Here is a 19937-nt window from a genome sequence, read left to right as displayed (position 1 = left end):
AATGAATTCTTTACTTATAAAGAATATTTCCGTTAAGCTCTTTTTATAAAGTTATCGTATTTTTCTTCTACAAATGCCTTCATTTCCTTTTCAAATCTTTCTTTAGAAAACCTTGATGCGTGATTCCTAATGAAATCTGGGTCAAAACTTTCTTTTTCAAATTGTTTAACGGCTTCAACGACATCGTTGATTCGTTGTCTTCTAAAAAGTATTCCGGTTTTTTTGTCGAGCACAGTCTCTTTTAGCCCTCCTTTATTAAACCCTATCACTGGCGTACCGCAGGCTTGTGCTTCGACTGGAATTATACCAAAATCTTCTTCAGCCGCAAAAACAAAGGCCTTGGCATTTTGCATCAAACTTATAAGCTCATTTTCTTCGACAAATCCTTTTAGTACAATATTTGATTTAGCCATTTTTTTGATTTTATTAAAATCAGGTCCGCTTCCTGCAACTACAAGCTTTTTGTTTGGCATTTCATTAAATGCTTGAACTATTAGGTCAATTTTTTTATAAGAAACCATTCTTGATGCTGTAAAAAAGAAATCGTCTTTATCTTTTTTGAGGGGAAACTTATCAATGTTAACTGGAGGGTATATTACATTAGAATCTCTATTATATACTTTTTTAATCCTTTTGGCGATATACTCAGAGTTTGCAATAAAATGATCTACCCGATTACTATTAATTATATCCCAAATTCGTGTTTTATGTAATACATACTTTGCGTATAAACTTTTGAGTCCTTTTTTCAGGTTGGCTTCTTCTAGATACTGATGATAAAAATCCCAAGCATATCTCATAGGAGAATGACAATAGCATATATGCAATTGGTCGTGATTAGTAATCACCCCTTTTGCTATTGATGCTGAAGAACTTAATATCAGATCATACTCATTTAGATCAAATTGCTCCACTGCATAAGGAAAAAATTGAAGGAATTTTCTGTGATTGTTTTTTGCAGTCGGAAGCTTTTGAATAAAGCTGGTATGTACCTTTTTATTATTAAGAATAAATTCGCGATCTTTTTTTGTAAGGAAGTCGATTAAAGCGTAATGTTCAAGATCATTCCATATGTTGTTTATTGAATGTATTACCTTTTCGGCTCCGCCGTTTACATAATACCAATCATGAACTAAAGCTTTTTTCATCATTCTTTTTTAGGTTAATAAAACGGAAAAAAATAAGGATTCCTAAAAAACATACGAACGGATACATACCTCCACCTCTTATTAAACTCATCACCGGCAAAGATACATTTATCACTAACAGATACACCCAGATTGCTCTAAAAAAAATAGATTTGTTTGCTTTGGTTGCTATCAATCCATAAAAGCACCCAAAAAGAAAACAAAAGAGGATTGCAAACCAACCAAAATCAATAAAAAGAGCACCAAAAAATGTAGTGTACACATATTGTCGAGGATGAATTTTAGAGGTATCCTCCCAACAAATATTGGTAATACCTAATTTATTAGTAAATTTTATCAGTGGATAAAATGTATAAGTACCATATGCTTTTTCTCTTTTTTGTAAGTGCATTATATAATCCAACTCATACAACCCATGAATAATATACTGTCCTGTATGAGTCATAAGAACGATAGCATTGCTATACACAGAATTACTATTTCTATCAAAATATCTTTCTCTAATTTCTCTTTTAACAGGAACAAAATCGTTATACCTAGAATTTGCCAAATATTGTGTCCAAACCTCGTTTTCAGGATTATTTTCTTTTACTCTTATATTGATAATGATAAAAGAAATAATCATTATTCCGAATAAGCCTATGACTGCTTTAATAAGAAAACTTCTTTTTAAAAGTATAGTTGTGTTTTTTGTGATAAGAAATGAAATTAAAATAACTATAAAAAGAATAAAATAGTCCTTCCTGGTGCCAAAAATTAGACTTTCAGGAATTATAAATAATATTGATAATATTGATAATATTAAAAACCATTTACTTTTTGTTCTTGTAATTATAGTTATTACTATAGGAAAAAAATAAACACTTCTAAAGATGGAGAATAAAGAGATGAGTAATGGGGATTTATTAGCATTTTGTACCCCTAACTGTTTGTTTATATAAAATTGGTTATAAAATGATAGTTTGCGATAACAAAAAAGATCTGAATATCTGGCAATAAATCCAAGTATAGTTAATCCTACAATAACCATGAAAATCTTAGTAATATCAATATTTATTTTCCTCTTTTTGTTTAAAAATGTGGTTTGACAAAAAAAGTACCCTAACAGGATCATTAGATAATTAATACCTAAAAAAAATAACAGTTGCCAACTCAACTCCTTTATTGGCTCCACAGGAATTAAGATATAGGTGAATATCCATATTAAAACCCCAGAGAGCAAACTATATAGAAATTGCTTATGTGCCAACAGAATATTTAACAAAATATATCATTAATGTTATAGAGAAAATCAGGGATAAAGAAATGGCAGATCTTTTAAATACTATTTTTTTTCTATATAAAACCAATATTTGCAGTAATGTAGCAATTAAAAAAACTACAAAATGTATCATAGTATATACCCGCAACGTCAAAAAGTCCTGAATCAAATATAAAACTAGTAAAAATAGAAGTATCAAAACCAAAAACAAGGGAGTAATCCTTTTGGCTAACTCTTCCCGGTCTGTAATATTTGACATTAAGGCGCTTGATATCCAAAAGACCACCTGAGAAGAAAGTATGAAATACACACCATCGTAGTTGTCGATTGTGCTAACATAAAAATCTGAAAAATAAGGAACTATGCTTTTACTAAGGATAAATGCAACAGTAGAAATCACATATAAACCCACAAAAAAGTAACTAAAATACTTATCTAATATTTTTGGATCCAGCGTATAGATGTCTTTGAAAAAAGCTATACTAATCACCTGGTATATCATTACCACCAAAGCCGCCAAACGAAAATAGAACGCATATATTCCTACTATTTCAAAATCATTAAAAAAATACTCTATTAAAAGCCTGCCGGAAACCGTTATAAAAAAAATCAAAATTGAAGCAAACAAAAGATGGTAGCTAAACTTAATTATTTCGATATACTTCAAAAACATGCTTCTTTTGACTTTTGTGAGTTTTGTTAGGGCGTTAATAGCGTATATTATAGCATAAAATTGAATACAAAAATTAATATTACCTAAAGTGCTATCTACAAAACCACTAGCGTTTAGAACGATAAAAACAAGTAATGTCAAATAAATTCCTGAATCAAAAAGTACTGCTTTAGATATAGCCCCAACGGTTTTTAACTGTGTGGAAATGAAAACCTGATTAGCAATAATATAGGAAACGTTTAAAGCCATATAGTACTCAACAGAAAGATTGAAGAAATAATATGCCAGTTGGTTTCCTATAAAAAATACTAATAACCATAAATAGTGAATAGTAAAACCGTTTAGAATTTTCAAATTCTTTTTACGCAATTTAAAGAAAGGATAAGCTCCTGGAACTCCAAGATTAAGTGTAGACTTGAGTACCATTCCCAAACCCGCTAGTGCGTATTCTAGTATACCGAAATTTTCCTTTGTCAAAATCTCGGCCATCAATAAAGGAATCAAGAATACTGATGCCTTAGAAAACACAAAGGAAAATAAAAAAGGTGCTTTATCTCTAATAGTTCTTTTTATCAAATCCATCCGAAAAGCTTAGATACGTTTAATAATACTTTCATTTATTTAAGTAGTTTTCGTATTTTATAAAAAAAGGTAGTAGTAAAGTAAATATAAAAACTCCATGTTGCCTATCTAGATAGGACTCTACGGTACAAGCAATACAAAATGTTATAGCTAGATAACTGTAAATTTTTTGACTCCTCTTTACTTCCATTAATAAATTGAAGATAATAATCATAAACAAAATTCCACCTAAAATTCCAGTTTTTAAGAACTCCGAAAAATACTGATTATGTAAATTATACTCATTAGCTATTCCTGCTTTAAACTTAATTTCTTTATACCTTTCTAACATTACATCTTTATAATCTCCTGTCCCTACTCCTAAAGGAAAAGAATCGAAAATTTCTTTAGAGGATAAATAATTAATTAAAACTCTGTGTTCAAAAGTGTTTTTTGTAATTGTAAACCTGTTTTTAGTTTTTATGACTTCTAGATCTAAGTCAGTGGTTTTTACAAAAACGTTCATCTTTCTATTTACAATATCCATTTGACTTAGACCAATACCTGACAAAATAGTAATTAATATAATTCCTAAGCGAATTATTAGTCCTTTATCACTAAATTCATTCAATAAATAGAACAATAGGAATAACCCTGTAATCCCCAAAATTGTTCGATTCCCCATTAAAGCCAGGAGACTCATAAAGAAAAGAAACAAAAAAGCATTTATAACGATGTTTGATTTTTCTGAGAAAATTTTTCTGAGACATTCATATATCCCGAATAAAAAGATAAATGATAAATAAAATTGACTGATTCCTATTCTTTTCTGGACAGTGAAATAAACAAAAGTTCTAATATTCCTTTGATCTAATACCAAATGAATAAATAGATAGCTTATAAAAACTATTACTATCCCCCATTTAACTATATTAAAAAGATGGTTATAATTAGGTTTAGATAATTTTTCTGACAAAACAATCCCAGGTAGAAAAAGACAGGGAATAAGCAAAATTGTTTTTTTAATTCCAAACGATACATTATCTGAGTAGGCTAGTCCTATAATTTGTACAAAAAAAAATAATATGTACAGATAGACTAATTTATTTTGTCGTAAAATTTGAATTTTTCTATTAAGATTTTCTCTGGTATCCAAAAAAAAGAAACCTATTAATAGAAAGGTCATAATAGAATTAATGGCATAAGAAAAACAAAACGAAAGAACGGCCAAGGATAGAATCCACAGATAAATAGTTTCTCTTTTTTTAATTATGTATCTTATTTGTTGTATCAATTTGCTTTTTTTACTAAAATGTTGGTGAGTTCATCGTCTAAAATAGATAGTTCTTTCGCCATTCCTTTTATCTCCAAATTATATATAAATGTGGGTTCAGCATATTTTCCTTCATCCAATTTCAAGCTATAACGTGCTCTTTTATATTGATCATTTATAGTTACAAAATCAAATTCGCAATTATTGCAACGATTTATCCATACGCCTGCGAATTCCATTTCTTCACCAGGTGCGGCATCCTCTAGCTGAAACATATTTCTATTGGTCCCTAAACCAAAGTTTTCGATATTCACTCTTTCTAATTTATGATTACTCCCTGTAATATAAAGGGCTGTTCGATCGGCATTATCAATATGCAAGTTTTTTATATAAATATGTTTTGGATTATGATTCCAACCATGTATCTGCAAGGCAGATGCTGTATGTTTATAATAGCTATCTTCTTTCCCTCCTGTATCTTTTATTTCTAAATGTTCAAATTTCAGGATCTCCGAACCAGAATAAATGCTAACACCTCTATTACTTCGTCTGTTAATATTTTTTAATGTATCTGTCATTACAACTAGCGTATCAAAAGAAATATTATTTGATCGTTTAATAAAAATCTTGTCTAAAACAGTCAATTTACCTTTGATTGCAATTTTAGTTGATGGCTTCTTTTTAAAATCAATTATTTGTAATCCTCCTCCAATTATTACATCATCAAAATGAAGTTGTATGTTTGATTGACCTTTTATAACTAATGACATAGGATAATACCCTTTAGGAAAAAAAATAGGCAAGCCACTTTCTGCCAAAGTTATTACCTGCTGAACAACTTTAGGTTCGTTTTTTTGATTAGGATAGATTCCATATCTTCTTATGTCTCCTTTCTTATATCTTGAGTCTGAAACCAAAAAGGTATCATCAATATCGGGATTAGTTATTGGATCCAAAATTTCTTGGGTCGCTGGTTTATCTTTTCTACAACTTCCCAAAATCCCTAAAATCAATATTATGATTGTTATTCTATACATTATTGGTTTTATGTAACACAAAAGTCAAATTATTTGGCCAAATTTTAAACAAAATTATAGCAACCAAAAAAGCAAAAAGATAATAAGAAGCGGTCCCCAAAAGGAAATTAATATAAAAAGATGCTAGAATTATTGTTGCCAAAAAAGAAAACAGTATAACATATTGAACATTCCCTTGAAGTGCTCTTATATGTACTTTTCTAACAAATCGACCCCAAAGAAACATAATTATTATTCCGAAAATCCCAAAATCAATATAAAAGGGGCCCCAAAAAGTGGTATAAACAGCTCTTTTATGAGATATAGAATTCAAATCGTAAAAACTAGGTATTTGAACCCCAAAAACTTTAAAAAACTTGGCAAAAACATAAAATTCATAAAGGCCATAATAATACCCTGTGGTTTTATCCAAATGATTTACTAATCTGATGTACTCAAAAACTCCATGAACGAAATAATGCTTTAGACTATATATTCCTATTTTATAGTTTTTATCTTCAATAGAACTTATACGCACCTCCTTTTTAAATTCGTCATCTACTTTTACCCTATGATAAACTTCCCAAACAGAGAGGGTGTCCTTATAATTAAACCTGCTAAGTCTATCATTTATTACCTTAATCGAATACGAAACAAAAGCAATTAGTATTATTGATGAAATTATTAAAACCTTCTTTCTTAAAAAGAAACTTGGCAGTGTAATTAATTTGAAAGTTGCAAGCTTTATTATTGTTTTTTTATAGTTTACGTTCTTTTCAATACTAGCCAAAAGTGTAAAAATGATAGTCGTGCCTAGTAAAACAATGATCGTTCTTCCACCTAAATAAAATGTCTCTAAAAATGGATAAAGCCCAAAAAGAATTGCAAAAACAATAAATGTTTTACTAAAATTTCTGAAATGATAAATCACAATTAACATTGTAATCACCGAAAAAGGAAACAAAATCGCTGATATTACACCAAAAATTCCACTATTAAATTCAGAGCCAATAAGCTCTAGTCTTTTGGAGAAAATTTCTCCCGGAATAAATATTTTTGTAACGAATATCCCTGTAAATAACTTAATCAAAACCCCAGTTAAACCTACAAAAAAAAGAAAATAGGTGATCTGTTTGACTTTTTTTAAAGGATACGACTTTTTTAAGAGTGATTTATTACTTTTTTTTATCGAAAGAATACCAAAAATAAAAAAAACAATGTATAACAGTAACAAACTAATAGAGAACAAGGCTGAGCCTTTGTAGATGTAGTTGGCAGGTATGGAAAAATAAAAAAGCAACCATACTAAAAATGATAATAAAAGTAACTTTATAGGACTAAATATCTTCATTAATTTTTTTTACATAAACCGCTTCCACTAGGTTGTATTCGTCATTGATATTTTGAAGTTTTGATTTTACCTTTTTGATGTCATTTTCGATAAATCTTAACCCTTGACTTACATACATGCCAGGTTTTTCCAAATTCTTAGAAATTACAGAACCTCCACCGATATGCGCGGCATCAGCAACTTTAACTCCTGGATTAAATATACATCCAGATCCCACATAAACATTATTTCCGATTTTTATTTCACCATCAATACGTATCCTCTCTTTTCCCTGGTCCGAATGGTAATAACCATGGGTCCACATCTGAGATCTTATTCCAGCAAGTATCGAATAATTCCCAAAGCTAATACTGCAAGTTAGGTCTAAGTGATGTCCTGTTGTTATTTTGGTTAATATACCTAGTTTTAAGATTGATTCGCCATAGGTTACTCCTATTCTTGCACGGGTAATATAATTCCTGTTTCCTATCGCAGCCTTTTGATCCAAAATCAATTGAACTGGTCCCTTAAAAAAATTCAAATATCCGATTTTGGCATTCTGAGCTAAGCTTATATTTTGGTTTAAAAAAATGTTGAAGTGCCCAATTCTAACATTATCTTGAATAGTTAAAGATGAAACTTTTAGTATTGAAAATCCAATTCTAACATTCTTTCCGATTTTATATCCTAATAATCTTAATAATTGAACAGAAATAACACTAGGAAAAAAAAAAGCAATACAAGCTGTTATTGTTCTTTTCATAATTTATTTAATCCGTTTTAAGAATATCTTTGAATGCGTAGTAAATTTTTTCCAGGTTCTCTTCTTCAAGACACCTGTTATAACTAAATGGATCAGATATTCTTCCTTCATAACTTAATTTATTAAGCTTATTTAGGAAGTTAATTTTCTCATTATCAGATATTTTGGGAAATGTATTATTTTTTACTTTTTCTAAAACAACTGGGATATCATTTAAATCATTGAGATATAAACAGTTTCCTTGTTCGTTATTAATTGTGTTTACTAGAGTAACCACAGGAATATTAGATAATATGCATTCAATGGCGATGGTACCTGTTACCGTTATTACCAAGTCGATATCTGCCAATATATCATCCATTTTGACCTCATGCTTTAGCATTGTTATATTATCAGTGGTTTGAGCATAATCCAACAATGCTTCTGACAATTCGTACTTTGATTTGGGATTCGGTTTAACTACAAGCTTTGTTTTTTTGTTAAGTAAATTTTTACTGATTTCTTGAATCAATTTGAGTTGATCTCTATGCTTGCGCCCCCAGACATCCAAGTTAGCTTCGGGTTGCATCTGCAAAGGATACAACATAATAAGTTCACCTTTACTTTTATCAATTTTTTCATTCGCTAGCAAATCCCAACGCTTTATATTTTTCTTTTTTGTTTTTTCTATCTTAAATTTGACCAAAGGACTTGGAGTATTATACGTATCTCCTTTTATGAACGAAACTGTTTTAGAAAATTTATCTTTAGTATTTTTAGATCTAGATTTCTTAACAACTTTCATATAATCAGGTTTAGTAGATCTATTAACTATCCCATTTATTATTTCTAATGCCTGAGAATATGTTAGTTCTTCATTACTTCCTTTATAAGGTTCTAAGGTGTCGTATTTATAAAAAGAAAAGCGGTTTTTTGGATATCTGCAGGTAGAAGGATTTAGATATAAAATGTTTCTTTTTTTACAGTTTTTTATTGTGATTAATTCGTGAAATGCTGTCGATTCTCCAAAAACTACATCAGGTTTAACTAAATCTAATATTTCTTCTATTTTTTCATTGTAATAGTAAAAGTAACTAGTTCCTTTTTTATGAAAAAAATTTTGCATTCGATCAGAATTAATAATATTTATTATTTCTGAATCAGCCTTATATTCTTTGTTTAATTCTTTTGAATCTGGAAATGGAATAATGTGACAATTGAAGTCTTCTTTTTTTGGGGCATAATAATTGTTTTGAATCAAAAAAGAAACTTGGAACCCATCTTTTATAAAGAGATTTCCTATGGCCTCATAGGTAAATGTTTTATATCGGTTCTCTATGAATAAAATGTTCATCTAACTAATTTATCAATTCAAAACTTAATGGTGTTCCCTTTTTAATATCCTTTTTAAAAGTTTTATTTAACACTTCTTGATAATATTTAGGATGTAAGCCATAGGCAGGTCTAATAGAACGAATATTCTCTTTAGTAATAAAATCTCCCTTCTTAACGTCTTGGGATACATATAATGATCTCCCTCTCTCTCTTGCAATCTTTGACTCATCAGATATCTCAAGAGAAGACGTTCCGAGTGCCTGTTCTAGTTGACGAATACCTTTTACCATGAAGGTAAACTCTTCAGGATTCATAGAGAAAGATGAATCTGCTCCTCCTAGTTTTCTATCCAAAATGAAATGCTTTTCTACTACTCTGGCTCCCAAAGATACTGCTCCCAAGGGCACAATACTCCCCATAGTATGATCCGACAAACCTACTTTAACATTAAATTTTTCTTTCAAAGCCGGTATGACGTTAAGGTTAATCTCATTATAAGGTGCAGGGTATGCAGATGTGCACTTAAGGATAGTAATGTCATTATTTCCAACCTTTTTACAGGTTTCTATTGCAAGTTTTATATCTTCTTCTATAGCAATTCCGGTAGATATGATCATTGGTTTTCCTTTAGAAGCAGCATATTCTATAAGAGGTATATCCAGAATCTCGAATGATGCGATTTTATAAATCGGACAATTTATAGATTCTAAGAAGTCTACTGCTTTAAAATCAAAAGGAGATGAGAACCATTGTATACCCAAAGAAAGGGCATAATTTGATAATTCTATCTGCCAATCATAACGTAAGGAAGTTTCTTGGTATAAATCGTACAGTTTTCTTCCGGCCCACGCTCCTTTTGGATTAGCTTCAAAATCCTTCCCATCTATATTCAAGGTCATAGAGTCTGCCGTAAAAGTTTGAAACTTAACCGCATCCGCTCCTGATTCTTTCATTGCGTAAATCGTATCTTTAGCCAATTGAAGATCATTGTTGTGATTGGCAGATAATTCGGCAATAATAAATGTCTTATTTTCCACTTTCTATAAGTCTTTTATTTTTCTTGCAGGATTTCCTAAATAAAAACTATTCTCTAATACGTCTTTGATTACCACAGCTCCTGTTCCAATCTTGGCTCCATCACCTACTTTGATATGATCAACTATAGAAACTCCCGGAGAAATCCAACAGTTATCTCCTATGTTACAAGCACCTCCAATAATTACTCCAGAAGAAATGTAGCAATTCTTTCCTATAACGACATTATGTCCAATATTGACGTTGTTCCCTATTTTGGTTCCTTCGCCAATATACGTTTTTTCAAAAATACCTCTTAAAACACTCACGTTAGATCCAATATCCACATTATCACAAATCTCTAGTATTCCTAATTGAACAATCTTATTGAAGTTTCCTAAATCATCTTTAACATAAGACATCCCAATTCCTCCTAATACACTTCCTGATTGTATGACACAATTACTTCCTATAGAAGTAGAATTCAGAATGGTGACATTAGGATATACTTTCGTTTCGTTTCCTATATGAACCTCGTCCTCTATATATGCATCTGAAGATATCTTCGATTCATCGTTAACTATTTTTTTTTGATCTGTAAAAGTATTTTCAAAATTTTTAGCTAGCAATTTTGCAAAAAACAACATTGGATTATCTGTAAATAAAATTGCTGATGCTATATAGTCTTTGATTTTGCCCTTGAGTTCTTCTTTGACAATTAAAATTCCGGCCGAAGTTTTGGCAATACGATCCAAATCATCTCCCTTGTAAAAAGTGATCGTTGTATCATCACTATAGGCTAAAGAGGTAATATATTTTACCTGAAAATCTGAATTTCCCAAGAACTCCTGTTCTAAAGAAGATACCGATATCGGTCTAATAGGGTGCTTCATTTAATTTAACTTTTCTTCGATATATTGCTTAACGTCTTGAAACGTTTTAAGTTTATCTACATCTTCATCCGGAATTTGAATTTCATACGTTTCCTCCAGGTGCATATAAAAATCCAACATATCCAAAGAGTCGACAATCTGACTTAATTCACTTGTCATCTCAATCTCATCCAAGTCTCCATGATAAGATTTTTTTAATATTTCTTTTAAGTTTTTTTCTGTTATTTCCATTTTTCTATTTATTTCTTTTCAATATTGTGCTTGACCAAGAAAGTCCTACTCCAAATCCACTTATTGCTATTTTATCTGCATCAGAAGCCAATCGATCTTTAACTAAAATTGGGATGGAGCTTGAAACTGTATTACCATAATTCTTTGCCGAAAATATAACTTTGTCAGGGTCTAGTTTCATCCTTTTTGTAAGAACGTCGATCATATATTTACTGCCCTGATGAAACAAAAACAAATCAATACTGCTTTTGTCAATTTCATTTAAAGCATATAACTTTTCAAGATCTTTCGGTATATTTCTTATTACAAAATTATAAATTCCTCTACCGTTCATATACAATTTACTTCCATCAATCCCGGCAGTTAAATTATGACTTTCTTTACCGACCGTCCCAAAAGTAAATTTCCCTAATGTGAGAATTGGTTCATTTCTAGTAATATAAGTAGCCGTTGCCGCATCACCAAATAACAGTGAAGTATTCTTGTCATCATAATCCATAATTTTAGAATATGGGTCACAGGTAAATAAAAGAGCATCATCTATATTGTTGGATTCCATTAAGGATTTAACAACGGATAATCCATAAACATATCCTGAACATCCCAATGAAATATCAAAACAAGCACAATCATTTGGTAAATTTAACTTATCATGGATTAAAGCAGATGAATGAGGAATATTGCTTTCTGGGTTTTGTGTAATTAGAATACATATCTTAATTGTGTCTAAATCAATTTCCCCTAATTTTTTTAAATCTTCGAATGCCTTAACACACATATCCGAAACATCCTCGGTCTCTTCTTTTACAGCTACCTTTTCTATACCAATTTTGTTGATTACAAAATCTTCTGTTGTTTCAAACTTGGATAACTTATCTAAATTTGAAACTTTCTTATTAGGTATGTATACACCAACGTTTTTTATTCCGATCATTTCATTTTTCTTTAGATTAATGAGAAAAATAAATTTCCTATTTTTTTATTATTGCTGAGCAGTATGCTTTTTGAATATTTATTTGAAAAAACCTTAATTAACTCAACCGCATAATTTGACCTTTCTTTGAGTAAATCCTCAAGGTCATCTAATTGCAATCTAACTGAAAGCCATTTCCCTTCAATATCCGGCCTAACCTCATAGAGTAATCTCTTATTCATTGCGGTTAATACATCAAGGTTAGAATATTTTTTATAGTCATTTGACAATTCTATTCTTTGCTTCACTTTATCTATTTCAGCATTTGAAAAAACTTCTTTTTCATTATACTCAGTTCGCTTTAAAATTTCTGACGAGCCTTTTCTAATCACACCAAAGTAAGTTGTATCATTGGATTCAAATTTTATTTGCGCCAAATTATCTTCATTGGTTTCTAAAACATCACTTTGAAAAAGTAATAATTTAATTTCTTTGTTAGATATACTATGTACAGAAAAATCAATATTTTTTATGTTGGTAAAATCTTTTGCTATTAATTCCTTTGCAATTAGGATAAACATATCTGATGCATAAATATAATCCCTGTCTCCTTTAAAGGAAATTTCCAAATCCTTTTCTAAAATTATGGTGTTATAATTTTTCATATTCTGTAATAACTTGGTTTATTAAATCGGTTTTCCCGTTAATATTTATATGATCGTATAATTTATCCAACCCTGATCTATATTGGTTCATGTTATCAATATATTTATCCAATCCCGTTTGCCATTTTTTCTCCCAATCTTTATCATCATAGTCCCCGAGATTATAACAATAATTTTCTTTGCCTATATACTTCAACACCGGTTTTTCTCTTTCTGAACCGGAAATCGCTATACAGGGAACTTTATGCAATGTCAACTCCCAAAAAGTGAGTCCCATAGATGTTATAGCCAAATCAGTATCCGACATAAGTTTATACATTTCTTTAGTATCGATATAAATTTCTACATTATTCTTCGATAAGAGTTTGTGTTTTTTTATATTATCGACATTTGTGTTTAGTCCCCCCGCGACCACTCTAAGCTTATTAAAGAAATGTTCATATCTTTCTAAAATCGAAAGTAATTTATATGTCAAATTGTTTGGGTCAGCGCTTCCAAATGTCAATAAAATATTTTTTGTTTTTGATTCTTGCCTTAAATTCGGTTTTATTTCTTTGAAATTATCATCCAAAATAAAATATTTTGGACCAAGCATTAGTCTTGTATACGATTGTGTTTCATAATTTGTTGCTAATGCAATTATATTCGGATTTAAAAGAAAATGTGAGTAATAGGAAATGTTATTCTTTATAGTAATATACATAAACCTAATACCTCTTTCATATATTGATTTTTGATAATTAGACTCATAAAATTCTTGGTCGTCTGTGTCAATAATTAACAAACTTTGCTCTTTGTTAATGAAGTGAAATGATGTTTCTAATAAGGATTTTTTAGTGTCAAAAAGTTCTAATTCATGTTTTTCTTGAACCTCATTGATCATATGTTTTGAGATATTGTCACTTAAAAAAACAGTCTCAATACCTTTCGAATTAAACTCCTTTGCTAATAACAAACACCTTTTTAAATGCCCAAAACCTATTCTGGAATTTGCGTTTACTATGAAATAAATCTTCTTAAGTCTATAATTAGACATGATTTAATCTAATTTGATTTAATTAACTTATATTTTAATTCCGCAAGTTGCCAATCTACTTCATTATCAATGTCTTGAGCTTCCATTTCTGACAAGATAATTGGTTTACAACGCATATTAAATATCGACTTCTTTTCTAAATAACGCTTTGTTTTATAAAAATAAAACTGACCCACATCGTGGTAACTTTCTTTTAAATCCTGAGAACGTGTCTTTAGATGTTCTTGTGAATTCATTTTTATAAAATTGGTTTCGTCTAGGCTTAACGATCTTTGAATTGGATACGAATAAGGAGTTACGGTTAATACTCCATCAGTATTATCCTTTTTCAATAGGTTAAACGCTTTAATAAGTTGTTCAGGACTTACAAACGGTGCTGTCGGATAAAGGCAACAAGTATAGTCAAACTCTCTTTGTCTTTCTTTATAACAGTTAATCACTTCATTAATTACATCATATGTTGTAGCATAATCATCTGAGTTTTTTGTGCTTCTTAAAAAAGGAACTGACGCCCCATATTTTTTGGCTATTTCTGCTATCTCAACATCATCTGTAGAAACCATTACCTCATCAAAAATATTAGCCTCCAATGCAGCTTTGATAGAATAGGCTATAATCGGTTTTCCAAGAAAAAATTTTAAGTTTTTTCTTGGAATGCGTTTACTTCCTCCTCTAGCTGGTATAATAACTACATTACTCATTTATAAAATCCAAAACTTTAGAAATCACAAAATCTTGTTCTTCATCTGTTAAAGTAGGGTACATGGGCAAGCTTAAACAACGAGAATAATAATTTTCTGAGTTCTTCAGATCTGCCTCTTTATATCCAATTTTTCTATAATAAGGGAGGGTATGTATTGGAATATAATGTATTTGTGCATAAATTCCATTTTCCCTCAAATAATCATAAAGTTCTTTTCTATTGTCCGATTCAATTACAAATAGGTGGTGCGCATTATACCTGTTTTGAGGAAGTGATTGAAATTTTATTTTATTTTCAAAGGCTTGACGATATCTTTTAGCGATTGTATTTCTTTTTGCAACTCCTGTAGCATTTTTAGCTAATTGAGTTATCCCCAATGAAGATTGGATATCTGTTAGCCTATAATTGAACCCTAATTCTTGCATCTCATAATACCAACCTCCATGATTTTCAGACATATTTTCTTTAGTAATACCATGGGTCCTTAATAATAAAAGCTTTTTATATAAATCTTCATTATTAGTAGTAATCATACCTCCCTCACCACAAGCAATATGTTTCACTGGATGAAAAGAAAAAATGCCTATATCCGCATAATTTGAATTACCAGACATTTGCTTGATGTTATTAGAATCAGCAAAATATCCTCCCGGTGCATGACAAGCATCTTCTATAATCCACAAGTCATGTTCAAGTGCAAGCTTTCTAAAATTCTCAAGGTTAACAGGCAATCCCGCAAAATCTACGGGTATTATTCCTTTAAAAAAACCTTTAGGTTTGCTTTCAATTAATTTTCTAGTTTCTTCAAAAGAAAGCAAATAAGTGTCTGGGTCTATATCCGCAAACCAAACTTCACCTCCAGCATATCGGATACAGTTTGCAGACGCAGCAAAAGTTATAGGAGTCGTAATTACTCTATCGCCAGGTTTAAGTCCTAATGCTAAAACTGCCAAATGTAAACCAGCTGTAGCGTTACTGACCGCTATAGAATATTTGCACCCCACATATTCAGAAAACTTGTCTTCAAAGCTCTTTACTACAGGCCCTTGTGTCAAAAAATCTGATTGTAGCGTTTTAACAACCATATCGATATCTTTTTGATCGATATTTTGTCTTCCGTATGGAATATTCATTTTCATTATACCTCAAAAGTTGAATCTACGTGAGTTTTTATAAGTGATCTTAAGCTTTCTACTGTTTCCCATTCATTATTTTTTCCTGAGTTATAGCTAAAACCTTGTGGTACCTTTTTGGCATTGAAAGTTTTGATAAAATCATCTAAACTCCATTGATGTGTTGCAGGAAGGATCGTATAATACTTTCCTAAATCATATGTATAAAATGAATCCGAAGGAGTAATCATTTCCTCGTGTACTTTTTCACCGGGTCTTATTCCTACTATTGGTTTTTCACATTCCGGTCCAATAGCCTCAGCTACATCCATAATTTTATATGAAGGTATTTTAGGCACAAAAAGCTCACCTCCCCAGGCATTTTCTAAGGCATGCATTACCATTTCTACACCTCCTTCTAAAGAAATATTAAAACGTGTCATGCCTGGATCTGTAATTGGTAACTTACCTTCTTGTTTTTTCTTTTTAATAAAAAACGGAATAACCGAACCATTAGACCCCATAACATTTCCATATCTCACTACAGAAAATCTAATAGGGTTTTCTCCTTTAATATTATTGGCAGCGACAAAAAGTTTGTCAGAAGTTAATTTGGTAGCTCCATAAAGATTAATAGGGGCACAAGCTTTGTCGGTTGACAGTGCAACAACCCTTTCTATATTGGTTTTAAAACAAGCTTCTACGATATTCTCTGCTCCTCCAATATTTGTTTTAATACATTCATCAGGATTATATTCGGCAATATGCACGTGCTTCATGGCTGCAGCATGTATTACATAATTAACATTTTGGAAAGCCCGAACCAATCTATCCTTGTCTCTAACATCCCCTATGAAATACCTAAGTTGTGGATATTTTTCATTGGGAAACTCTTGAGCCATTTGAAATTGTTTCTGCTCATCCCTTGAAAAAATTATTAATCTTTTTATCTCTGGATATTTAGATAAAATATGTTTCGTTAAAGCTTTTCCTAATGACCCAGTACCACCAGTAATAAGTATTGATTTTCCTTTAAGATCAAACATGTTTACTTTGTTTTTATTGCAATGTTTAAATAAATACTTCAATAATTTTTGAAGCATCACATATTAATTCTACTTCTTGGATACAGGCAGGCAGTAAAATTGTTTCTCCCATTACCAGATCGTATTTTTGGTTTTTACACATGATTTCAGTGATTCCCTCAACGCAAATCAAAGTTACAAAAGAATCAATACTACTATAATTTCTCTTTAATTTTCCATTTACATTTAGAAAATTGGTGTTGAAATAAGTGCTGTTTACGTGGGGATTAACACGATTGGTAGTTTGAGAATACTCTATTTTATAATCTTTTTTAAAACTAAAATCCAAAGCTTCCAAAGCTAGTTCGGTATGTAATTCTCTCTGATTTCCCTTACTGTCTTTTCGCTCCCAATCATAAACTCTATAAGTGATATCAGAAGTTTGTTGTATCTCGGCAATCAATGACCCCGCTCCAATAGCATGAATTTTTCCAGCATTAATGAAATAACTATCTCCAGCAACTATATTCTCAAAATTCAGCAGCTCTTCTATTTTACCTTCTTCCAAATACTTCTGGTACTCTTCTTTGCTGGTTTTCCTATTAAATCCAACGATCAATTTAGTCTCCTTGTCTGCCTGTACCACGTACCACATTTCGGTTTTCCCGAAAGAATTATGCCTTTCTTTTGCTAATTCATCATTGGGATGCAACTGAACCGACAACTCTTCTTTAGCATCAATAAATTTTATTAGCAATGGGAATTGATTTCCAAATTCCTCATAAGTTTTCTTGCCGATCAAGTTTCCCTTATATTCCTTTATGAGTTCTACCAAATTTCCACCGACTAATTCTCCGTTAGATACTACAGAGATGTCTTCTCCAACAGTCGAAATTTCCCAACTTTCACCAATATTACCTTCCAAAAAAGGTTTGTTGAGTAAAATTTTAAATTTATTTCCTCCCCAGATTTTTTCTTTTAAAATTGGGTGAAATTTTAATGGGTATAGCATTATTCTAATTCTTCATTATTTTTTCTAAAGATTCTTTCCAATTCAAAATCTTTAAATCAAAATTCTTTTCAACCTTTTCTTTACTTAACACGCTATGTTTCGGACGTTTTGCAAAAGTAGGATAATTATCTGTTTTTTCCAGCTTTATTCCCTCTAGTTTACCTGAAATTTTTAAAATTTCCTTTGCAAAATCATACCAGGTAACGTTTCCAAGATTACTGAAATGATAAATTCCATAATTTTCACTTTTGGTTTCTACAATTTGAAGTAAAAATCTAGCTAAATCATTTGCATTTGTTGGGGTACCTGTTTCAGAAGTTGTTATGGTAAAATTGGTTTGAGTATTTGACCTTTCAAGAATGGTTTTATAAAAATTCTTACCGTATTGAGAATAAAGCCAAGAGGTTCTAATAATAAAATATTTTTCTAAAATTTCTTGAATATATTTTTCGCCTAAAAGTTTAGACTCTCCATATTTGTTAATAGGATTGGGAAGATCTTCCTCAACATATGGGCTACTTTTCTTTCCATCAAATACATAATCCGTCGAAATATGAATTAAAATAGTATTGTTTTCTTTACAAACTTGAGTCAGGTTTTTGACTCCATTAGCATTGACTAAAGAAGCTTTCTCTGGCTCTTTTTCCGATTGTTCTACATTAGTATAAGCGGCACAATTAATAACATAATCAAAAGATTCTTTTCTGAAATGATGTTCTAAACTATCCTTTTCAGTAATATCTAATTCTTTAGAGTCAGTAAAAAAGAAACTTAAACTAGCATACTCACTTTCGATTCTTTTAATACATTGGCCTAATTGCCCATTACTACCTGTGATAAGGATTTTCATGCTACTATATTTGGTTAATTTTGATAAGGATTTCAACAAGCTCAGCCTAATAAACTCTAGAAACTTGTTTCATTATAATTTTTTAAATACTTATTCAGTGATAGCAAAACTAAACTTATAAAAACCAAACCAATACATAAAATTGGTAATAACACCTTCTTTTGATTAAAAAAACTATTGGCCAACACGCCTTTATCCGGAAAATCAGAAATAACGTTAATAATATTTTCAGTATTAGCTTTACGTTGGTTTAACACCATAATTTCATTGTTCAGCGCTTTTGATTCTTTAAGTAAAGTAATTTCCGAACGATCCAGATCCTGATTTTTTGCTGCTAAATTTATACTAGTTCCCGATGTACCTTCTGGTTTTTGAATTTCGAGCATTTTCAAGTTTTGATAGAAAAATAATAACGAGTCTACTTCTACCAATTGTTTACGGACTACTGAGTCATTTATCCTAAGATTTAATTCATTGGTTCTTTTTTGTGACCTAAAATATTCATTATTCTCAATAGATCTTACTATGGCATTCTGACATTCTTTAGCTACACCCGAATCTGTTGCTACAATTTCAATTTTATGAAACCTCGAATTTATATCATTAAAATTCTCCAGATAATCATTGTAATCTACCAGCTTTCTTGAGACCGTATCTAATTCTTGAATAAACTCACTAAACTGTCTTATTTTTTGAGTATTATCAGAAAAAGATTCAATTCGAACTCCGTGTATGGTTCTTGCTAAGCTGTCAGAAATTTTTAATGCTCCAGCTAATGGTCTATTGGCACCCTCTTTAGCCAACTCGTTATAAAAATCAATATTATTATATAATTGCTGAACACTATTAAAATTAGGCTCAACTATCATAGAAGATATATATATTGGTACAGCTTTGTTATCTAAATACCATCCAATAGCTATACCCACTACTCCGGCAATAACAAATTTTAAAAAGTGAATTCTAATAAATTGTAAAAATTGTATTAATAAGTGAAATAATCCTTTAAAAATATTTCCGACGAATTGAAATAGTTTATTAAAAGCATCTCCAATTAACTTAAACAAATGTCCTAGATCTATTTCTTCTGATATGTTTTCTTTATTAGTACTCATTCTCTATAAATAATTTGTGCAAATGTAAT

At 30.5% G+C, this 19937-nt stretch carries 20 protein-coding genes; all 20 read right to left on the bottom strand.

What is annotated here, in order from left to right; genetic code table 11:
- Window positions 1–32: 32 nt before the first annotated feature.
- The gene (locus J8M14_RS08445; protein ID WP_211074153.1) at window positions 33–1148 is read right to left on the bottom strand and encodes a glycosyltransferase; all 1116 of its coding nucleotides are present in this window, start codon (window positions 1146–1148) and stop codon (window positions 33–35) included.
- Complete coding sequence (locus tag J8M14_RS08440; RefSeq protein WP_211074152.1) at window positions 1126–1773, bottom strand: hypothetical protein; 648 nt, start codon at window positions 1771–1773, stop codon at window positions 1126–1128. The genes J8M14_RS08445 and J8M14_RS08440 overlap by 23 nt, the downstream gene beginning before the upstream one ends.
- 613 nt (window positions 1774–2386) lie before the next feature.
- Window positions 2387–3664, bottom strand: coding sequence for a hypothetical protein (locus J8M14_RS08435; RefSeq protein ID WP_211074151.1), 1278 nt, complete (start codon window positions 3662–3664; stop codon window positions 2387–2389).
- 31 nt (window positions 3665–3695) lie between these two features.
- A complete protein-coding gene (locus J8M14_RS23370; protein WP_348772831.1) occupies window positions 3696–4346 on the bottom strand; it encodes an O-antigen ligase family protein in 651 nt (216 codons plus the stop codon).
- Window positions 4347–4933: 587 nt separating this feature from the next.
- Window positions 4934–5953 (bottom strand): hypothetical protein, encoded by a 1020-nt coding sequence (locus tag J8M14_RS08425; protein ID WP_211074149.1) that lies wholly within the window; start codon window positions 5951–5953, stop codon window positions 4934–4936.
- Window positions 5946–7022: a hypothetical protein gene (locus tag J8M14_RS08420; protein ID WP_211074148.1), complete on the bottom strand. Its 1077-nt coding sequence runs from the start codon at window positions 7020–7022 to the stop codon at window positions 5946–5948. The genes J8M14_RS08425 and J8M14_RS08420 overlap by 8 nt, the downstream gene beginning before the upstream one ends.
- A gap of 247 nt (window positions 7023–7269) precedes the next feature.
- The gene (locus J8M14_RS08415; RefSeq protein ID WP_211074147.1) at window positions 7270–8025 is read right to left on the bottom strand and encodes a hypothetical protein; all 756 of its coding nucleotides are present in this window, start codon (window positions 8023–8025) and stop codon (window positions 7270–7272) included.
- A 7-nt stretch (window positions 8026–8032) separates the two neighbouring features.
- Window positions 8033–9358: a hypothetical protein gene (locus J8M14_RS08410; RefSeq protein WP_211074146.1), complete on the bottom strand. Its 1326-nt coding sequence runs from the start codon at window positions 9356–9358 to the stop codon at window positions 8033–8035.
- A gap of 4 nt (window positions 9359–9362) precedes the next feature.
- The gene (pseI, locus tag J8M14_RS08405; RefSeq protein WP_211074145.1) at window positions 9363–10376 is read right to left on the bottom strand and encodes a pseudaminic acid synthase; all 1014 of its coding nucleotides are present in this window, start codon (window positions 10374–10376) and stop codon (window positions 9363–9365) included.
- Between the two features lie 3 nt (window positions 10377–10379).
- Window positions 10380–11246, bottom strand: a complete 867-nt coding sequence (locus J8M14_RS08400) for a UDP-3-O-(3-hydroxymyristoyl)glucosamine N-acyltransferase (protein WP_211074144.1) — start codon at window positions 11244–11246, stop codon at window positions 10380–10382.
- Entirely contained in the window at window positions 11247–11477 is a 231-nt protein-coding gene (locus tag J8M14_RS08395) for a phosphopantetheine-binding protein (RefSeq protein ID WP_211074143.1), read from the bottom strand.
- Between the two features lie 4 nt (window positions 11478–11481).
- Window positions 11482–12411 carry a ketoacyl-ACP synthase III gene (locus J8M14_RS08390; protein WP_211074142.1) on the bottom strand — a complete coding sequence of 310 codons (930 nt, stop codon included), beginning with the start codon at window positions 12409–12411 and terminating at the stop codon, window positions 11482–11484.
- Between the two features lie 11 nt (window positions 12412–12422).
- Entirely contained in the window at window positions 12423–13055 is a 633-nt protein-coding gene (locus tag J8M14_RS08385) for a hypothetical protein (protein ID WP_211074141.1), read from the bottom strand.
- Entirely contained in the window at window positions 13042–14091 is a 1050-nt protein-coding gene (pseG, locus tag J8M14_RS08380) for a UDP-2,4-diacetamido-2,4,6-trideoxy-beta-L-altropyranose hydrolase (protein WP_211074140.1), read from the bottom strand. The genes J8M14_RS08385 and pseG overlap by 14 nt, the downstream gene beginning before the upstream one ends.
- 8 nt (window positions 14092–14099) lie before the next feature.
- Window positions 14100–14792, bottom strand: coding sequence for a pseudaminic acid cytidylyltransferase (gene pseF / locus J8M14_RS08375; protein WP_211074139.1), 693 nt, complete (start codon window positions 14790–14792; stop codon window positions 14100–14102).
- Window positions 14785–15933 carry a UDP-4-amino-4,6-dideoxy-N-acetyl-beta-L-altrosamine transaminase gene (gene pseC, locus J8M14_RS08370; protein WP_211074138.1) on the bottom strand — a complete coding sequence of 383 codons (1149 nt, stop codon included), beginning with the start codon at window positions 15931–15933 and terminating at the stop codon, window positions 14785–14787. The genes pseF and pseC overlap by 8 nt, the downstream gene beginning before the upstream one ends.
- Window positions 15933–16952 carry a UDP-N-acetylglucosamine 4,6-dehydratase (inverting) gene (gene pseB, locus J8M14_RS08365; protein WP_211074137.1) on the bottom strand — a complete coding sequence of 340 codons (1020 nt, stop codon included), beginning with the start codon at window positions 16950–16952 and terminating at the stop codon, window positions 15933–15935. Before pseB ends, pseC begins: the two co-directional genes overlap by 1 nt.
- A gap of 25 nt (window positions 16953–16977) precedes the next feature.
- Window positions 16978–17943 (bottom strand): type I phosphomannose isomerase catalytic subunit, encoded by a 966-nt coding sequence (locus J8M14_RS08360; protein WP_211074136.1) that lies wholly within the window; start codon window positions 17941–17943, stop codon window positions 16978–16980.
- Between the two features lie 4 nt (window positions 17944–17947).
- Entirely contained in the window at window positions 17948–18793 is an 846-nt protein-coding gene (rfbD, locus tag J8M14_RS08355) for a dTDP-4-dehydrorhamnose reductase (RefSeq protein ID WP_211074135.1), read from the bottom strand.
- A gap of 56 nt (window positions 18794–18849) precedes the next feature.
- Window positions 18850–19908: a hypothetical protein gene (locus tag J8M14_RS08350; protein WP_211074134.1), complete on the bottom strand. Its 1059-nt coding sequence runs from the start codon at window positions 19906–19908 to the stop codon at window positions 18850–18852.
- Between the last annotated feature and the right edge of the window lie 29 nt (window positions 19909–19937).

Origin of the sequence: Aquimarina sp. MMG016, assembly GCF_018100805.1 — a bacterium.
Lineage (GTDB): Bacteria > Bacteroidota > Bacteroidia > Flavobacteriales > Flavobacteriaceae > Aquimarina.
The sequence above is the reverse complement of the archived record's forward strand: the minus strand, read 5'-3'. Positions and strand labels throughout refer to the sequence as shown.